Source organism: Bradyrhizobium sp. URHC0002 (genome assembly GCF_054059515.1).
The window spans coordinates 7,126,912-7,142,830 of sequence record NZ_JBSSCF010000001.1 but is presented as its reverse complement, the minus strand read 5'-3'; the positions used below and the strand labels follow the sequence as shown (position 1 = coordinate 7,142,830).

The 15,919-nt window shown below is 63.1% G+C and carries 9 protein-coding genes; 4 read left to right on the top strand and 5 right to left on the bottom strand.

The genetic code is table 11. The features are described from left to right. Window positions 1-81: 81 nt before the first annotated feature. Window positions 82-1,731: a winged helix-turn-helix domain-containing tetratricopeptide repeat protein gene (locus ACVWVY_RS34820; RefSeq protein ID WP_456630626.1), complete on the top strand. Its 1,650-nt coding sequence runs from the start codon at window positions 82-84 to the stop codon at window positions 1,729-1,731. Window positions 1,732-1,752: 21 nt separating this feature from the next. Here ACVWVY_RS34820 and ACVWVY_RS34815 read toward each other — a convergent pair whose 3' ends face one another. Continuing rightward, complete coding sequence (locus ACVWVY_RS34815) at window positions 1,753-2,601, bottom strand: metal-dependent phosphohydrolase (RefSeq protein WP_456630625.1); 849 nt, start codon at window positions 2,599-2,601, stop codon at window positions 1,753-1,755. 285 nt (window positions 2,602-2,886) lie between these two features. Between ACVWVY_RS34815 and ACVWVY_RS34810 the strand changes: the two genes are divergently transcribed. The 3 genes from ACVWVY_RS34810 (at window position 2,887) to ACVWVY_RS34800 (ending at window position 6,919) form a co-directional block, all read left to right on the top strand. After that, window positions 2,887-3,840: an ABC transporter substrate-binding protein gene (locus ACVWVY_RS34810; RefSeq protein ID WP_456630624.1), complete on the top strand. Its 954-nt coding sequence runs from the start codon at window positions 2,887-2,889 to the stop codon at window positions 3,838-3,840. Between the two features lie 52 nt (window positions 3,841-3,892). Continuing rightward, the gene (locus ACVWVY_RS34805) at window positions 3,893-5,710 is read left to right on the top strand and encodes an adenylate/guanylate cyclase domain-containing protein (RefSeq protein ID WP_456630623.1); all 1,818 of its coding nucleotides are present in this window, start codon (window positions 3,893-3,895) and stop codon (window positions 5,708-5,710) included. A 291-nt stretch (window positions 5,711-6,001) separates the two neighbouring features. After that, window positions 6,002-6,919, top strand: coding sequence for a LysR family transcriptional regulator (locus tag ACVWVY_RS34800; protein ID WP_456630622.1), 918 nt, complete (start codon window positions 6,002-6,004; stop codon window positions 6,917-6,919). Window positions 6,920-6,945: 26 nt separating this feature from the next. Here ACVWVY_RS34800 and ACVWVY_RS34795 read toward each other — a convergent pair whose 3' ends face one another. The 4 genes from ACVWVY_RS34795 to ACVWVY_RS34780 form a co-directional block, all read right to left on the bottom strand. Further along, window positions 6,946-9,249 (bottom strand): ATP-binding protein, encoded by a 2,304-nt coding sequence (locus ACVWVY_RS34795; protein WP_456630621.1) that lies wholly within the window; start codon window positions 9,247-9,249, stop codon window positions 6,946-6,948. 256 nt (window positions 9,250-9,505) lie between these two features. Next, window positions 9,506-13,285 (bottom strand): autotransporter outer membrane beta-barrel domain-containing protein, encoded by a 3,780-nt coding sequence (locus ACVWVY_RS34790; protein ID WP_456630620.1) that lies wholly within the window; start codon window positions 13,283-13,285, stop codon window positions 9,506-9,508. A 218-nt stretch (window positions 13,286-13,503) separates the two neighbouring features. Continuing rightward, window positions 13,504-14,880 (bottom strand): cation diffusion facilitator family transporter, encoded by a 1,377-nt coding sequence (locus ACVWVY_RS34785; RefSeq protein WP_456630619.1) that lies wholly within the window; start codon window positions 14,878-14,880, stop codon window positions 13,504-13,506. A 329-nt stretch (window positions 14,881-15,209) separates the two neighbouring features. Further along, on the bottom strand, window positions 15,210-15,728 hold the full coding sequence (locus tag ACVWVY_RS34780) for a DUF2846 domain-containing protein (RefSeq protein ID WP_456630618.1): 519 nt from the start codon (window positions 15,726-15,728) through the stop codon (window positions 15,210-15,212). Between the last annotated feature and the right edge of the window lie 191 nt (window positions 15,729-15,919).

Sequence of the window (15,919 nt, the reverse complement as noted above, 5' to 3'; positions counted from 1 at the left end):
CCTCCGAAAGCGACTGATTTTGCTTAGTTTTGTAACGTGAACCGCCTGACAGGGGCGGAGCCTTATATCGGATTAGCGAAAGTGGTATCAAAATACCAATTTGCCGAGTTCGAGATCGACCTCAGCCAGCAGGAGCTGCGCCGGCTTGGCGCAGCGGTGCATATTGAGCCTCAGGTATTCGATCTCATCGTTCATCTGGTGCGCAACCACGACCGGATTGTCAGCAAGGATGAACTTATCGAGACGATCTGGAACGGCCGGATCATCTCCGAGGCGGCGCTCTCCAGCCGCATCAATGGCGCCCGGCGCGCGCTTGGCGACAACGGAAACGACCAGACCCTCATTCGGACGTTGCACAAGCGTGGCTTCCGCTTCGTCGGCGATGTTCAGTCCATCGACGCGCCGATGACAGATGCGGCGGCGGCGCGACTTGTTCCGGACGCGCCGGGCAACGTTCCAGGCCGCGTGTCGATTTCTTCCGAAGTGTCGCGCCTCGACGATGTCGTCTCGGAATCCGTAAAGGCGGAGGCCGTCACGCGATCGTCCATCGCCGTGATACCGTTTGGAAACATGTCGGATGACCCCGAGAACGACTACTTCAGCTATGGCTTGACCGAGGACATTATTCGCCTTCTCGCCCGTAACCGCTGGCTTTCGGTCATCTCGCGGCACTCGACGATTGCGTTCCAGGGACGCGTGGTGGATGCACGCGAGATTGGTGAGTTGCTGGGCGTCAGGTATGTGATGGTCGGCAGCGTTCGCAAGAGCCGCGATGCCGTGCGGATAACGGCGGAACTCGTCCGCGCGGCGGATGGAAAGCAATTGTGGGCCGACAAATACGACCTGCAGCTGGAGAATATCTTCGATATCCAGGAGGAGATGGCACGGCAGATCGCCGCAACGATCGAGCCCGAGCTGTCGAAGGTCGAACAGCAGCTCGCCTCCCGCAAGGCGCCGGAAAGCCTGGACGCCTGGGATTGTTATCAGCGCGGTCTATGGAATTTTTGGCGCTTCACCACGCCGGGATTTGACTCGGCCGAAACCTATTTTCAACGGGCGATTGCGGCCGATCCGAATTTTGCGCGCGGCCACGGCGCGCTCAGCTACGTCAATCTGCAACGCGCGTTCATTGACGAACCGAAAGATCGCGCAGGCCGGCTGGAAACCGCGTTGCGCCAGGCGCGCCATGCGGTGGCGCTCGACGAGCTCGATTGCTTCTGCCACTGCGCGCTCGGACGCGCATTGTGCCTGACCCATCAGAACGACGAGGCGCTGGCAGCGCTCGACGTATCGCTGGAGCTCAATCCGAGTTTTGCGCAGGCCTATTTCGCCCAAGGGTTCAACATGCTGTGGTACGGACGGGAGATCGAGGCGGAAACGCTACTCGACCGGGCGATCATGCTCAGTCCGCGCGACAGCCATATTGCGGCTTTCCACCATGTCCGCTCCTGGGCGCACTTCTCCCTGGGCGAGTATGACATAGCCGTCGAATTTGCGAGGCGGGCGACGCGGCAACCCAATGCCACCTATCAGGCTTTTGCGTCGCTTGCGGCGTCGCTCGGCCTTCTCGGGGATCGGGCGCAGGCGGAAACGGTGGCCGCGGAACTGCTGCAACGCAAGCCGAACTACAACATTGAAACGGCGCGGCAGGAGTTCTTCTTCTGCAATGATGCGGGCTTCATCGATCGGTTCACCGAAGGACTGCGTGTCGCCGGTGTTGCAAACGGCTAGCCCGTCGCCACCGCTTCGTGGTCACGGCTGCGGGCCGGACAAGTTCATTTCGCGCTCGGCCCGGAAAACATTGCTGTGCAGGTTTGCTATCCATTGCCGTCCGCTCGACGTGACATTGAGATAGCGTATGGCCGTCTGAACTTGCGGTGCGACATTGTTCCAATAGAACTGCGGATATTTGTAAACGACGTCTGCCGGCGTCTCGTAGCCGAGCGTTTTGTTCATGCCGACTTCTTCGAATTCGTAGAACAGGGCATTCGCTTTCTTCAGGTAGTTGGGGTCGCCGAGCTGCCCGATGAGGTCGGCCGCGCGCAGCAGCAGGCCCTCTTCTTCGTTTAGTTCGTCGTTTGACGATGAAGCAACATAGGGAAATCGCGTATATTCGATTGCCTTGGCGATCCGGCTCGCATCGACTTCATCGGTGGGGTCGAGCCGCTCGAAGACGAACAGCTTCGAGCGGTCCACATGGTAGGGTCCCAGCGCCGCATCGGATGAACCGCGCGCCAGGCGAATGGTTCGGCCGCTGAGATCCGCAACATAGGAATCCCCGCTATCTCCCTGGACAATTCCGCGAACATATCCGATGTCGTGGCTAAGGCACGCCAGGATGAAATTGGTGTAGTCGTCTGCCGTCGTGTGCCGCAGCATCGCCCGACCCATCAGGATGTCGTGGCCGGCAAGGGTCACGAGCATGGTGTGTTCGATGTTGTGATAGAGAGCGTCGCTATTGCCGATGCATTCCAGTGTGAGGCGGGCTGCATAGGGGAGAAATTCAGCCAGCCGGGCTTGGGAGGAGCCAAACCGGCTCCTGGTATCTGAAGCGAGGAATGAACCCAAAGCTTGCGCGACCAGTTCCGGGATTGTGATCATGGGGCCCACCAGCTCGGTTGTGCGACGCCACCGACATTATCGTATCAGCGTCGCACGATAGCACGTCGTTGGGGTAGACCGGATATCGATGACACCGCGCAAGCGGGCGCCACGCAGATCTGACGGTTGGTCAGTTGCCGTGACGTATTTTGGCGCGCCACCGCCGCCGTGACCGGGCGGCCTGAAAAGCCAAAATCAAGATTATCTTTAGATTATCTGAATACGGGCTTTAAGCGCGGCACGCCGGTCCGGGCCATATTCGCCGGCATGGAACGACGACAATTCATGGCGCTTATGGGTGCGGCGATGGCGTGGCCGGTCGCCGCATTCGCTCACGATTCGACGCGAATTTATCGCATCTACTGGCTCTCCACACAGTCACAGCCCGATCCGTTCCTGGATGGCTTCCGGGAGGGATTGCGGGCGCGGGGCTATGTCGAGGGGAAAAACGTCGTCCTGGAATTGCATTATGCGATCGGCAATCCGCAGGCGTTGCGCGAGGTGGCGTCCGAACTCAGGCGCGGCCGGGTCGACCTGGCCGTATCGAGCGGGCCGGCGACGCGCGCGATGACGGAGGTGGCGGAAGTTCCGGTCCTGTTCGCTCTGAGCGGCGACCCCGTGGAGTTGGGCCTGGTCAAAAGCCTCGGGCAGCCCGGTGGCAATTTCACCGGCTCGACCTTCCTGTCGCTGGAGCTGGCGGGCAAGAGGGTTGAGCTATTGAAGGAAGTCCTCCCGAACCTGCGCAAGCTTGCCGTTCTGTCAAATGCCAACCATCCGGGCGAACAATCGGAGTGGCATGCGACCAAGGAGGCTGCCGAAAAGCTGGGTATCGTGCCGCACTATGTGCCTTTCTCCGGCGCAAATGAATTGGATAGCGCGCTTGGAATGGCAGGAGAGGCGCATGCGGATGCGTTGCTCGTCTTCCCCGACGCCCTCACGATGGTGCACCGAGCCAAAATTGCCGACTTCGCCATCGCGCACCGGCTGCCGTCGATGTTCGGCTGGGGCGAATATTGCGACGCCGGCGGACTTCTGAGCTACGGCGCGAACCAGCGGGCGACCTATTTCTGGCTGGCGACTTATGCTGACCGGATCCTGCGCGGCGAAAGGCCCGCCGATCTCCCGGTTTTTCAGCCGACCAAATTCGAACTGGTCGTGAATCTCAGGACCGCTGAACGGCTCGGCATCGATCTGGACAAATCTTCAGTTCTTTTCCGCGCCAACCGGGTGATCGAATGACCCCGGCGCATCTCATATTGGTTCAAAACCCTTACCATCGGATTTTCCTTCGGTGACACGTCCGCGCCGCTCCCTGTTCATGAAGTACTTCGTCACGCTGTTTGTCGCAGTGGTGACGCCTCTCATGCTTGGTTCCGCGACCGAAGCCTGGTTCGCGTTTCGCGACAATCGCTTCGACCTCAATGAACTCCTTCAGGTCGAGGCCCGCTCCGCAGCCGACCGGATACAGGCTTTCACCGACGGAATACGCGATCAGCTCGGTTGGGTCGTGCAGTTTCCCTGGACCCCTGGCGAGGACGACCGGCGCAGGATCGACGGGCTGCGCCTGCTGCAGCAGGTGCCGGCGATTGTTTCGCTCTCGCTGGTCGACCCGACCGGGACTGAACGGGTCTTCGTATCCCGCGTGAGCATGAACAGGACCGGCCACGGCGCTGATATGTCGGCGGATCCCGCGGTTGTGGGGGCGCGCGCCAACCGGGTCTGGTATGGCCCGGTGCACTATCAGCGTGATTCAGAGCCTTACATGCGGATCGCGGTTGCGGGAAACCGCGCGGCCGCAGGCATCGTCGTTGCCGACATCAACCTCAAACTGATCTGGGATATCATCGCGGCGATCAAGATCGGCGACACCGGACATGCCCTTGTCGTCGACGACACAGGGCGCCTGATTGCCCACCCGGACATCAGCCTGGTGCTGCGCAGCGGTGCCGGGGCTGGCGATTTCGACCGCCTCAAATCCGTCGTCAGCGCCGCGGATGGATCGGCGGTCGCCACGACCGGCGAGGACGGCAAGCCCGTCGTTGCGCTCTCGGTGCGTGCTGCGAACGTGGGCTGGACGGTGATCGCACAACAGCCGGTCATGGAGGCGTTCGAATCGATCCGCGCCGCCCTGTGGCGCTCTCTGGTGCTCATCGGCATCGGCATCGCCTTCGCATTTGTTCTCGCCTACTGGCGAGCGTGCCGCATGTGGGTACCGATCCGGCAACTGGAGGATGGCGTTGAACGGATCGGAATGGGGCAGTTCGACCATCGCATCACGATCGAAAGCCGCGACGAACTGGAGCAATTGGCGATCCGTTTCAACCAGATGGCGGCAGAACTTGCGGCTTCGCAACAGAAGTCCGAGCGCATCAATCGTCTAAAGCAATTCCTTGCGCCCGAGGTGGCTGAACTGGTCGAACACTCCGATCAGGGGCTGCTGGACGGACAGCGCCGCGAGGTGGTCGCGATTTTTGGCGATCTGCGCGGCTTCACCGCGTTTTCCGCGCGCGCCGAGCCTGATCTCGTTATCGCCGTGCTGAGGGAGTATTATGAAGCGATCGGCACCGTGACGGCCCGCCACGGCGCCACCTTGATCCGCTTCGCCGGCGACGGCGTGATGGTCCTCGTCAACGCGCCGGTCGCGTGCGAAAACCCGGCGCAGCGCGGTATTCGGCTTGCGATCGACATGCAGGCTGCGGTGCAATCCCTTGCCAATTACTGGAACGCCCGTGACTGCGCCATTGGTTTCGGCGTGGGTATCGCGATGGGACCTGCGACCGTCGGAACGCTCGGCTGGCACGGACGCCTCGACTACACAGCCATCGGAAACGTCGTCAATCTGGCATCGCGGCTTTGCGATTTGGCGGCGAATGCGCAAATACTGGTGGATCCGGTCGTCACCGCGCATGTCAAGGATAGCATTACCCTTGCGTCCATCGGCGAGCGGGCCATCAAGGGCTACGATCGCGCATTGGAAGTTTTTGCGGTGGTTCGCGACGTCGGGCCGCTGCCGCATCTCGGTCGTCAGCTCCAGCCTGCCCACGTTCGACCCGTTGAAGCGGGATCGGGCAGACTAGCGTCGGAGCTTTCTCCGGCAGAAGCTGGCTGAATGCAGTTTCAACCCGACTGAAGCCGAAGGGAGAGGGGGCGCCACTCTTCCAACGACCTGCGAACTGCGTTGCCTCGCGCGCAAGCTCGCTGCGCTCGTCCGGGCTACAAGAAATCCTCAAGGACGGACTTCAAGGTGATAAGGTCGGAAAATGAGGTGATATGAGAACCGAATTGCCCCTGAAATCGACCCCCCCGGACGTCCCTTTTGACGTGTTGATGGCCGCCGGTCCGTGCTATTTCTGGCCGCCGTACGACCATCCCTGCCATTGAACTTCCTGGGGCTATCCTCTTGATCGACAAGCTTGAACTGTTGCTGGCGCTCGCAAAAGAGCGGCATTTTGGGCGGGCTGCGGAGGCCTGCGGCGTCACCCAGCCGACCATGTCGACCAGCCTCAAGCAGCTCGAGGAAATTCTGGGCGTCATGCTGGTGCAGCGCGGGTCGCGGTTCCAGGGCTTCACGCCGGAAGGTGAACGCACCCTCGACTGGGCACGGCGGATCGTCGGCGATACCCGTGCGATGCGGCAGGAGATCAACAGCCTCAAGGACAAGCTCTCCGGCGAGATCCGGATCGCCGCGATCCCGACCGTGCTCGGCATGGTGGCGTCGCTGACGACGCCGTTCCGCGCGCGGTACCCGGACGTGCGCTTTCGCATCCAGTCCTGCACCTCGGCCGACGTGCTGGGCCTGCTGGAAAATCTCGAGGTCGATGCCGGGCTGACCTATATCGAGAACGAACCGATCGGCAAGGTTCGCACCATTCCGCTCTACAACGAGAGCTATCGCCTGCTGACGTCGCCCGATGCCATGTTCGGCGATCGCAAGCAGGTGACCTGGAAGGAAGTCGGCCAGGTTCCGCTGTGCCTCTTGACGCCGGACATGCAGAACCGCCGCATCATCGATCGCGCGCTGGCGTCGGTCGGGGCCGAGGCCACGCCGACGCTGACCTCGAACTCGCTTGTGGTCCTCTATACGCATGTGAAGACCGGACGCTGGGCGAGCGTGATGCCGGCAAAACTCGCAGAGACCCTGGGCTTGGCGGATACCATCCGCAGCATTCCGATCGTCGATCCCGTCGTCGACTACAGCGTCGGATTGGTAATCCCGCAGCGCGACCCGATGACACCCCTGATCGCGGCGCTGGTGCAGGTCGCCCGCGAAGTGGCGCCGACGCTAAGCGTTCAGAGCGAAGCAACCGCTCGGACTTGATTCCGGGGATGGACGCCGGTTAACCGTCACGCGGCTGCTGCCTCGACCTTTTTCAGCTGTTGCGTGTCGCGCGGCAGCGTGATGCGCACCACGGTGCCGGTGCCGAGCTTCGAGCGCAGCCGCATGGTTCCGCCGTGCAGGCTGGTCAGCGAGCGCGCGATTGCCAAGCCGAGGCCCGAGCCCTGGTAGGTCTTGGTGAGCTGGCTCTCGACCTGTTCGAACGGATTGCCCAGCCGCCGCAGCGAGGCGGGTGCGATGCCAATGCCGGTATCGGCGATCATGAGCACGATCGAGTCTGAGAGCACGTGGCTCCGCACGGTTATCCTGCCGTTGTCGGGGGTGAACTTCACGGCATTGGACAAGAGGTTGACGAAGATCTGCTTGACCGCGCGGCGGTCGGCCATCACGGAAATGGTGCTTTCGATATCGGCGTCCAGCGTCAATTGCTTGTCCTCGGCGCGCCCGGACACCACGCGCACCGACTCCGCGAGTATCTTCGACAGGTCGAGCTGCTCCATGTCGAGCTTCATGCGGCCGGCTTCGATCTTCGACATGTCGAGGATGTCGTTGATGACTTCGAGCAGGTATTTCCCTGATGTGAGGATGTCGTGGCAGTACTCCTGATACTTGTCGGAGCCGAGCACGCCGAACATGCCGCTGCCCATGATCTCGGAGAAGCCGATGATGGCGTTCAGCGGCGTGCGCAGTTCGTGGCTCATATTGGCGAGGAATTTGGATTTCGCCTGGTTGGCTTCCTCGGCGCGATTCTTTTCCTGCGAGTATTTTTCGGCGAGGTCGGCAAGCTCGGCCTGCGAGCGCTTCAGGTCGATCACGTTGGCGCGCAGGCGGGCGTCGTTTTCGATCAGCTTCTGCTCGTGCTCCTTGATGCGGGTGATGTCGGTGCCGACCGAGACGTAGCCGCCGTCCTTGGTGCGGCGCTCGGAAATGTGCAGCCAGCTTCCGTCGTCGAGCTGCGCTTCGAAGGTGCGGGCTCCTGGAGCCTGTGCACCGGTCTCCTGCAGCCGGGTGCGCACTTCCGGCATGCTTCCGACCTCGATCACGGTCTCATACGACGTGCCGGGGGTGACCGCCGTATCCGGCAGTTTGTGCAGGCGCTGGAAATGCGAATTGCAGAGCACGAGGCGGTCTTCCGCGTCCCAGAGCACGAAGGCCTCCGGAATGGTCTCGATCGCGTCGCGCAGCCGCAAGTCGGCCTCCACGGTCTTCTCGGCGAGGCTCTTCTGTTCGGTGATGTCGACCGCGATGCCGATCAGGTGCAAGCCGCCGTCGGCCAAGGCCTGGCTGAGCTCGCAGCGCACCCGCAGCCAGATCCAGTGGCCGCCGGTGTGCTGCATGCGGAAGCTCTGGTCGATGTGGTCGAGTTGGCCTGCGATCATCTGGTCGGCGATCGCAAACAGGTCGATGTCGTCGGATTTCACCAGTGCGTTGACTTCGCCGAAGGTGAGGAGGTCGTTGCGGGAGTCGAGGCCGAGCATCGTGAACATCGAGGCCGACCAGAAGATCCTGCCGCGCTCCAGGTCCCAGTCCCACAAGCCGCAGCGGCCGCGGTTGAGCGCGGTGTCGATCCGGCCGCGCACGGCGTCGTTGATGAGATCGCCCTCGCGGGCGCGGGTCGACTGCCAGTGGAAGGCGAAGCCGAGGATCAGCACGACGAAGCCCGTGGTGGCCGAAAGGGTCACCGACAATGCGGCATCCGAGCCCCACAGCGGCTCGTTCTTTTCCTGGATGACGATGACCTGGCCCGGCAGCGATTTGACCAGCCGCGAGATCGCCACGGCGCCATTGCCGTTCGGCAGCGTCATGTCGCTGACGACGCCCTGCTGACCGGGGGCGGTGAGCAGTTGGGCCGTGCTGATGATATCGAGGACGCGATCGCCGTCGCCAAGGCTGCCTTCAACCGGGACGCGGGCCAGAATCCGGTGATCGGCGCCCGTGATGATGACATGGCGGCCGCTGGCGACGCCCCATGCCGGAATCAGGTCAGGTAGCAGGCTCTGCAGCCGCTCGATATTGGCGGCGCGGTCCTGCCTGATAGAGCCGAGGCGGTCGAGGCGTTCGGCCAGCAGGTCGGTGAGCGCGGAGAGGTCGCGCTTCATCGCGGCGCGTTTTTGCCGGCTCTGGTCGATCACCTGCACGAAGGCGCCGAGGCAGATGGTGATGAGGAAGGCGATGATGAGCGTCGGGACGGCGCGACGAAGCGCCGGCTCAGCGATGAGCAGCCGGTGATAGGCAGGTTTTGCGATCGATTGTGCCAATCCCTTGATCGAGTCGGATTGGACACACGCGTTCGCCGCATGCGCGCGCGCCATGCTTTAGACCCCCGCCGAAGGCTCTTTTGCACATTGTCCGGAAGGAACCCCACGTCATTCCGAATCATAGCGATTTGAATCCAGATTTTCCGGGCTGTCGAGAGTCAACGATTTGTTAATTCGAAATAAATGTTGTCCCACGCAAAATAATGGCGGCATTTCGAGTCCGAAAGGAGAACGCGCTGCCTCAATTTGAGCTGCAGCATCGCATGTTCGTTGCGGCGGTCATGCCACGACGATGCCGCGCGAGTTGTGCTCACCACCGGTAACTTGCGACGCTCTTGCCGGCATAGGAACGGGTGACGGCGGAGAACTCGCCCTCGAACGTCGCGGCGAGCGCAAAACCGTTCAGCCATTTCAGTTCGACCGAAGCCGTCGTCAGTGCCGCGTCGTGCGCGCCGGCCGCGCCGTTCACTACAAAACTTGCGCCGGGCAGCGCCTGGAATGTCGCCGAGGCCGCGTTGAGAGGATTGTAATCATGGGCCCAGGCGGCGCGACCGCGCAATGTCAGCAGCGCGCCGTTCATGGCAAAGGATTTGTCGCTGCGCAATCCGAGTTCGGTCCGCGGCGCGGTCACGTTCTTTGCAAGATACGACAATGCAAACGCATTGGTGCCGGAGACCACCGTTTCGGCGTAGGCGGGAAGGCGGGTCATGGTCACCTGCGCCGCGGCGTAAGGCGTGACGCCGAGGCCGCCGAACCATGGCGCGATGTAGCGATTGCCGCCTTCGAGACGGCCGGCGAAGGTGTCGGCGGCAAAGCGCGCGCGCAACTGGTCGATGCCTGCGATCGTGACCGTGCGGTCGGTCGTGACGTCATGCCAGCCATAGGCCGCGGCCGCGCTGACATAAGCGGAGCCGGCCGTGTGCCTGATGAATGCGCCGGCCTGGAACAGGTCGGTTCGTCCGCTGCCGCCGGAGGCGACGCTGAAATTGGTGCCGCCGCCTGCCAGTGCGAAGCCCGCGACCGTCGCCGGTGACAGCCAGTAGTCGGCACCGGCCGCGACACCAAAGATGCGGCTGGTGGCTGTGCTCGATCCGATGACCGCGTTGCCATCGGTGGTCTGGCCGCCGCCGAAGCCCGATACCCATGTGCTCCATCGAGATTCGAATACCGGCGCATGCGGGGCCTTCGTGTGCATGAGCGCGTCACCGACCGCACCGCGCAGGGGAACGGCCGCATAGGCGTTTCTGACGTCGTTCTCATCGGCGAATTCCGTCGCGCGCGATGGATCGGGACGGCGGTCGGCGGCGGACACATCCGTGATCGCGGTCATGAACTGCGTCATCGCCTGTATCATGGTCGGGTGCACCGCGGGCGCGATAAGGCCGGATGCCTGCGTCAGACCGGCCGGCGTCAATCCGCCATAGACCAGCGGAATGCTGCCGTTGCGGTTGAAGGCGTCGACCAGCCCGTTGGCGACGTTGGTCTGGTTGACGTTGAGGGCGCTGTTGGGCAGGGCAAAGGAAAGCGCGAAATTGAGATAGACGTTGTTGGCGTCGTAGCTGAGGCTCGGCTTGAAGGCGGGCGCGGGACCGCTGCTCACGAGCGATCCGAAGGTGCCGCTGACGCCGCCCGCGGCATTGACGATGACATACTGCTTGGCGACGGAGGTTCCGGCTCCCGAGACAAAGGACAGGTTGACGGTGGCGCCCGACAGCGTGGCCGTTCCCGCGACGTTGACGCGGTCGGCGCTGGTCGGGGAGACCTCGACCATGTAGGACGCCGCCGTGGTGAACGAGAGACTGCCATTCACCGTCAACAGGCCGATCGAATTGCCGGGCGCCAGTCTGCCGCCGTTGACAGTGGTGTTGCCGACGGTGCCGTTGCCGCCGAGCGTGCCGCCGGCATTCACCGTCACCGCCGACTGGGCGATGGAGCCGTTGACCGACAACGTGCCGCCATCGATCACGGTTGATCCCGTGTAGGTGCTGGCCGCAGTCAGGATCGTCGTGCCGGCCTCGACGCGCACCGTTCGCGTGCCGGCGCCGCTGCCGGTGATGATCGGTGTGAAAGTGTAGTTCGCGCTGGTGTGGTTGAATACGAGCTGGCCGTTGCCGCTACCCAAATTAACCGAGGCCGCGCTGAGCGTGCCAGGCGCGGCGGCGGCCTGGCCCACGGCGGCGCCGATATTCAGCGCGCCGCTCGAGCCGGCCTGGTTGGCGATGGACACGGCCACGGCCGACACGGCGCCGCCGTTGCGAATGGTGAGCGTCCCGGCACCGGAAGAACCGACGTAGAGATAGCCGCTATTGGCCCAGGTCGAGCCGGCGCCATCGACCGTCACGGTGCTGGTCGAGGAGGCAAAGCGGCCGACATGGCCGTAGACGTTGGACACAGCGCCGCCGTTGCTGATGTTCAGCGCACCGTTGCCGCTGGAGCCGACATAGAGATCGCCGCTATTGGTCCAGGTCGAGCCGGCGCCATCCACCGTCGCAGTGCCGGTCGAGCCGGATAGAGCGCCGATGGCGGCCCCACCGGCATTGCTCAGCGCCCCGCCGTTGCGGATGGTCAGCGTGCCACTCCCGCCAAAGCCGACGTTGAGGCCGGTGCTGGTCCAGGTCGAGCCGGCACCGTCCACTGTCGCAGTTCCGGCCGAGCCGAACTGGATGCCGAGATAGCCGGCGACGTTGCTCACGGTTCCGCCGTTGCGGATGGTCAACGTGCCGCTGCCGGAATCGCCGACGATGAGATCGCCGCCGTTGGTCCAGCTCGAGCCGGCGCCATCCACCGTCGCAGTGCCGGTCGAGCCGGAAGCACCGCCGATGGCGGCCCCACCGGCATTGCTCAGCACCCCGCCGTTGCTGATGGTCAGCGTGCCGCTGCCGGCATCGCCGACACGGAGATTGCCGCTATTGGTCCAGGTCGAGCCGGCGCCATCCACCGTCGCGGCGCCGGTCGAGCCGGAAAAACGGCCGATAAAGCCCCAGCCATTGCTCAACGTCCCGCCGTTGCGGATGGTCAGCGTACCGCTCCCGCCAAAGCCGACATTGAGATCGCCGCTATTGATCCAGGTCGAGCCGGCACCGTCCACCGTCGCGGTCCCGGCCGAGACGGACTGGATGCCGAGAATGCCCGCGGCGTTGCTCAGCGTCCCGCCATTGCGGACGGTCACCGTGCCGCTGCCGGAATCGCCGAGGATGAGATCGCCACCGTTGGTCCAGCTCGAGCCGGCACCATCCACCGTCGCAGTGCCGGTCGCGCCGGAAGCACCGCCGATGGCGGCCCCACCGGCATTGCTCAGCGCCCCGCCGTTGCGGATGGTCAGCGTGCCGCTGCCGCCATCGCCGACACGGATGCTGCTACTGGTCCAGGTCGAGCCGGCGCCATCCACCGTCGCGGCGCCGGTCGAGCCGGAAAGACGGCCGATAAAGCCCCAGTTATTGCTCAACGTCCCGCCGTTGCGGATGGTCAGCGTGCCGCTGCCGGAATCGCCGATGATGAGATTGCCGTTATTGGTCAAGGTCGAGCCGGCGCCATCCACCGTCGCAGTGCCGGTCGAGCCCGATGAGATGCCGAGATAGCTGCTGCCGACGGTGCTCACGACGCCGCCGTTGCTGATGGTCAGCGATGTGCTGCCGTTGTTGCCGAAATAAAGATCGCCGCCATTGGTCCAGGTCGATCCGGCGCCATCCACCGTCGCGGTGGCGGTCGAGAGAAAGCCGAAGTAGCTGCTCACCGCCCCGCCGTTGCTGATGGTCAGCGTGCCGCTGCCAATGGCGAGATTGCCGCTGTTTGTCCAGGTCGAGCCGGCGCCGGTTACTGTCGCGGTGCCGACCGAGCCGGCATTGGAGCCGATGACGGCCCAGCTGTTGTTGAGGGTGCCGCCGTTCTGGATCGTCAACGCGCCGGTGGCGGAAACGCCGACCGTGAGATTGGATGACTGCGCCCCGGCTGCTCCGACCACCGTTGCGTTGGGCGCGACCGTGTCGATCAACGTGCTACTTGCGTTGGTTGGAACGCCGCCCGACCAGTTGCCAGCGTTGAACCAGTCGCTCGAGGCGGCGCCGGTCCAGTCCACGGCGCGCGACGGCATTGTGGACGCCAGTACCATTCCCAGTGCAACGGATGTGGCCGAAAGGCCGTTCTGGAATTGCCGAGCGGATGAATTCGCCATATGTACCAACAGGTTCCACTGCCGGGAACCGACATGGGGCGATTCGATCTAACTAATCCTTAACCATACGGCCGGCGTCCAAGTAATATTACGGACGTGGTTGGCCTCGGCCTGGGACGTTGCTGCGCGGCAACGCGCTACACACGCGGCGGTTCGGCGTGGCTGATCACGCGCTTGATGGTCGGAAACGCGCGGCGCAGCGCGCGCTCGATCTCGTCGACGTTCTCGTGCACCTTGATGACGCTCATCGAGGGTGCTGCGCGGCAATGGAAGTTGACGATTTCGCCGGCGTCGGTGTCGCGCACCCGCACATTATGGATGTCGTGGATCGCGCCGTTGCCGGCATAGCGCGTCAGCGCGGCCTTGATGGTCTCGACGCGCGCTGGCGCGGCGTCGGTGCCGTGCGGCAGTTCCGGTTCGAGCGGTTCGATGTGGGTGTCGACCTCGACGTCCTCGCCAAAATCCTCGCGGATATTTCGCTCCAGCACGCGGGTAACCTCATGGGCCGCCGCAAGCTCCATGTCGCCGTCGACCTCGAGGTCGATGCCGACGATCAGCTTCTCGCCGAGATCGTGCACGGTGACATGATGAACGGCGAGGCCGGAATTACGGGCGATCACCATGATGCGCTCGCGCACGCTCTCATTGTCGCGGATGACCGGCACCGCGGTGAAGGTGAGGTCGGCGTCGCCGAGCGCCTCCGTGACCGCTGCCTGCGCGGTCTTCTTGATCGCCTCGACCCGGTCGATCGGATAGGTGCGCGGCACTTTTACGATGGCATCGATGAAATGCGTCGGCCCGACCATGCGAACCCGCAGGCGCTCGACTCCGACCACGCCGGGCACCGCGCGGATGGCGGCGATGGCCTTTTCCGACGCGCCCTCCGGCGCACGATCGAGTAGTGTTTCGATGGTGGAGCGCCCGAGCCGCAGGCCGAGAACCGATATCATGACGGCGACCGCAATGGCGGCGGCCGAGTCGCCCCAGAGATAGCCGAGGCCGGTCAGCACCAGCCCGATGATGACGGCGATGGAGCCGAGCACGTCGGAAGCGAAATGCAGCGCGTCGGCCGCCAGCGCCTGGCTTCGGGTCGCGCGCGCCGTGCGATGCAGCGCCCGCGCGCGCCAGAAATTCACCGCGATATCGATCACCAGCACCACGAAGGGGATCGCCGAGAGCGTCGGCGGGGCTGCGCCCTCGCGCAGGCGGCTCCAGGATTCGACCAGGATGCCGCCGGCGAGCACGTAGAGCAGCGCGATGACAAAGAGCGCCGACAGGCTCTCGAACTTGCCGTGGCCGTAATGATGTTCCTCATCAGCCGGTTGGTCGGAGACGCGCACCACCAGCCAGGTGATGACGGTGGCGATCACGTCGACGGAGGAGTGCAGGGCCTCGGAGATCAACGCGAGCGAGCCGATCGCAATGCCGACGGCGAATTTCGCCGCAGCCATGCCGGCGCTGGCGAAGATCGAGATCGCCGCGACATTGGTCTTGATGGAGGGGGGATGACTCATGGCGGGGGTTTAGCAGGGCGTCATGTAAGATTAAAGCCGACAAGAATTCGCAATTGCCAATCAGTCGCAGCAAATGAAGACCGTCATACCCCGCGCATGCGGGGTATCCAGTACGCTGCGGCTTATCGGTTCAATCACTGCCGCCTCTGGGATACTGGATCGCCCGGTCAAGCCGGGCGATGACAACCGAATGTGTGTCCACGTTCTCGCGGCGCCATGCCCGAGGTTTGCAATCTCGTGAATACGCGCATTGGACTATCCAGCCGAGATAGCTTTGGTCGCGAAGTCAGAGCCGAAGAAATGATCGCCGACGCCGCCAATCACCCACGCTATTGCGGCTTCAATTGACTGATGACGGCAGGTCCCTCTGCTGCGTCGATTTGGTAGAGGGCGGCGCCAGAAAAGCCTGCCATGAGCGGAGACGTCGGCCGCATTTGCTCTCCGCTGCTGCCGGCAAGGGCCTGATTGAGAAGATTTTGACCGGGCGCTGCCACCTGTGGCGTACCGACGCCGAAATAGTAGGTCTTTCCAGCCTCAATTTCTATTTCGGCTTCATAATCCATCATGATCGGATTGACGCAGGCTATCCGGTAGCGTCCCGGCGGTTTTTCTGAAAAGAAATAGAACCCCTTGGTTACCGAACCAGCCGGCTTGCCATCGATCTTGATTCCCGCTTCAGCGCCGACAAGTCCCTTCTCGCGCAGAAAATATAATCTCGCGAGCCGCGCATCCCGCGGCTTGGTTTGAGGCGGAGTTTCAAGCGCCACTTCGGAAACAGTCGATGATTTGCATCCACCGAACTGAGCAACAAGGCAGAACACCAAAGCCCACAACACAACACGCCGCATAACAAACCCGACTCTCATTGACTACCGACAAAAACCACAAGTTGTAAGTTGGCGCAATTGTAATTGCGTCACATCCGCTGATGTCCGCTTCAGGGCCCCATAGCTTGCCAGACGCATTGCAGCGCGGCGTTCTTGCTATCTGGACACGAGCCGGCCGCATTGTCCAAAATCGCAGGCAAAAGAACGGAGGC